Genomic DNA, 2,686 nt, shown 5'->3' on the forward strand with positions numbered 1-2,686 from the left:
CAACAGTTGTACTAGCAGCGGGATTATTAAGTGGCTGTGGAACGAAGGAATCAAGTGCAAGTAAAAATGAAGATACGAAAAAAGGTTATGTACCGAAGACTTTAAATGTTCAATTTGTTCCTTCTCAAAATGCAGATACGTTAGAGGCGAAGGCAAAACCGTTGGAAAAGCTATTAAGTGATAAATTAAATATGCCGGTAAAAGTTAGTATTTCAACGAATTACAATACAATTGTAGAAGCGATGGCATCTAAGCAAGTAGATGTAGGCTTTTTACCTCCAACAGCGTATGTGTTAGCGCATGAGAAAAAGGCTGCAAATGTAATTTTACAGGCACAACGTTTTGGTGTAGATGATGAGACAGGAGCTCCTACAAAAGATTTAGTAGACTTTTATAAATCTGAGTTTGTTGTTAAGAAAGATTCTAATATTAACAGTGTAAAAGATTTAAAAGGTAAAAAAATTGGTTATCAAGATGTAACATCGTCAGCGGGGTATGTATGGCCTGCGGCTGTATTGTTAAAAGAGGGAATTGATCCGTTGAAAGATGTGAAACCTGTTACATTAAAAGGTCATGATCAGTCACTTATTGCTCTTTTAAATGGTGATGTAGATGCAGCTGTTGTATTCCAAGATGCTCGTAATATTGTAAAAAAAGATTATCCTAATATATTCGATCAAACGAAAATAGTGAAATTTACGGAGAAAATTCCAAACGATACGATTTCTGTACGTTCTGATTTAGATGCAGAGTGGAGCAAGAAATTACAGGATGCTTTCATTGAAATAGGAAAGAATGAGGAAGGGCACAAAATCATTAAAGAAGTATACTCACATGAAGGATACGTTAAATCTGATGATAGTAAATTTGATATCGTTCGTGAATACGGAAAGAAAGTAAAAACGCAATAATACATATGAAAATGGCAGCTAACTGGAAGGGTTGTAGTTTCAGTTAGTTTGCCGTTTTGAATACATAGAAGGTAGGTAAGAGGTGTGATAGAGTTTCGAAATGTCTCCAAAGTGTATCCGAATGGTACAAAAGGATTGAATAATATAAACTTGAAAATTCAAAAAGGTGAGTTTGTTGTAATGGTCGGGTTATCCGGGGCTGGAAAGTCTACACTTCTCAGATCGGTAAATCGCCTTCATGAGATTACGGAAGGTGAAATCATAATAGAAGGTGAGTCTATTACTGCTGCAAAAGGAAAAGGGTTACGACGTATGCGTCGAGATATTGGTATGATTTTTCAAAGCTTTAACCTTGTAAAGCGGTCAACGGTATTGAAGAATGTATTAGCTGGACGTGTTGGGTATCATTCGACACTGCGTACAACGTTAGGTCTATTTCCAAAAGAGGATTTGGAGCTTGCATTTCAATCGTTAAAAAGAGTAAATATTTTAGAAAAAGCATATGCGAGGGCTGATGAATTATCAGGAGGACAACAGCAACGTGTATCGATTGCTAGAGCGTTGGCGCAAGAAGCGAAAATCATATTGGCAGATGAACCTGTTGCATCGTTAGATCCGTTGACAACAAAGCAAGTGCTAGATGATTTGAAAAAAATTAATGAAGATTTTGGAATTACGACAATTGTAAACTTACATTCTATTGATTTAGCTAGGCAATATGCTACACGCATTATTGGATTACATGCAGGTGAAATTGTTTTTGATGGTTCAGTAGAAGAGGCAACGGATGAAAAATTTGCTGAAATTTATGGGGACGTAGCTCAGAAAAGCGAATTATTAGAGGTGGCAGCTAAATGAATGACGTGACGATATATTCGAAATCGATACCGAAGCCGCCGAGTAAATTGAAACATATGTTAACGGCTATTCTAGTTATTTTACTTTTGTGGGGAAGTAGTGTGCAGGTCGACGCATCATTTGCAAAACTAGTAGTTGGTTTTCCTAATATGATGGATTTGCTGAAAGAGATGGTGCCGCCAGATTGGAGCTATTTTCAAGTTATTACAACAGCAATGTTAGATACAATACGCATGGCAATTATTGGGACGACTTTAGGAGCGATTTTAGCTATTCCAATTGCACTATTTGCGGCAAGTAATGTGTTTACTAGCGCATTTTTGTACAGTCCAGCTCGATTGATTTTAAATTTTATCCGGACAATACCAGATTTATTATTAGCGGCAATTTTCGTAGCTATTTTTGGAATAGGACCACTTTCAGGTATTTTGGCGCTTACTTTTTTCTCGATTGGACTCGTGGCGAAATTGTTGTATGAGTCAATTGAATCAATTGACCCAGGTCCATTAGAAGCGATGACAGCGGTAGGAGCAAATAAGGTGCAATGGATTGTTTATGGGGTAATTCCGCAAGTAAAAGCGCACTTTGTCTCCTATGTCCTTTATACATTTGAGGTGAATGTGCGTGCAGCAGCTGTTCTAGGCTTAGTAGGAGCGGGGGGTATTGGATTATATTACGATCGTACACTTGGATTTTTACAATATCAACAAACTGCTTCTATTATTATTTATACTCTTGTTGTTGTATTACTAATTGATTATGTAAGTACATTGTTGCGGGAGAAATTATAATGAGTAAAACGACGATAATCGTACCGAAACCGAAGAAACCGAGTGTATATCGCTGGATTATTTTTATAGCACTTACAGTTATATATGTATGGGCCTTTTCAGGAGTCCCGCTAGAGGGAATAAAGG

General features: G+C 37.1%; 3 protein-coding genes and 1 pseudogene. All 4 read left to right on the top strand.

All coding sequences use genetic code 11. The features are described from left to right. Window positions 1–911: phosphate/phosphite/phosphonate ABC transporter substrate-binding protein (locus AC1DTM_RS22090; RefSeq protein ID WP_477000882.1), on the top strand; the 911-nt coding region annotated here is incomplete at its 5' end. 84 nt (window positions 912–995) lie between these two features. Continuing rightward, window positions 996–1,769 (top strand): phosphonate ABC transporter ATP-binding protein, encoded by a 774-nt coding sequence (phnC, locus tag AC1DTM_RS22095; RefSeq protein ID WP_016100236.1) that lies wholly within the window; start codon window positions 996–998, stop codon window positions 1,767–1,769. Continuing rightward, window positions 1,766–2,560: a phosphonate ABC transporter, permease protein PhnE gene (gene phnE / locus AC1DTM_RS22100; RefSeq protein WP_016105865.1), complete on the top strand. Its 795-nt coding sequence runs from the start codon at window positions 1,766–1,768 to the stop codon at window positions 2,558–2,560. Before phnC ends, phnE begins: the two co-directional genes overlap by 4 nt. Then, window positions 2,560–2,686: pseudogene (locus AC1DTM_RS22105) on the top strand (phosphonate ABC transporter, permease protein PhnE); the annotation flags it as partial. The gene phnE and the pseudogene AC1DTM_RS22105, both read left to right, overlap by 1 nt.

Source organism: Bacillus sp. P4_D3 (assembly GCF_056401855.1).

Bases quoted from the DNA above. Each gene is read 5' to 3' on its own strand.
- phnE (WP_016105865.1), top strand. From the start codon at position 1,766: ATGAATGACGTGACGATATATTCGAAATCGATACCGAAGCCGCCGAGT.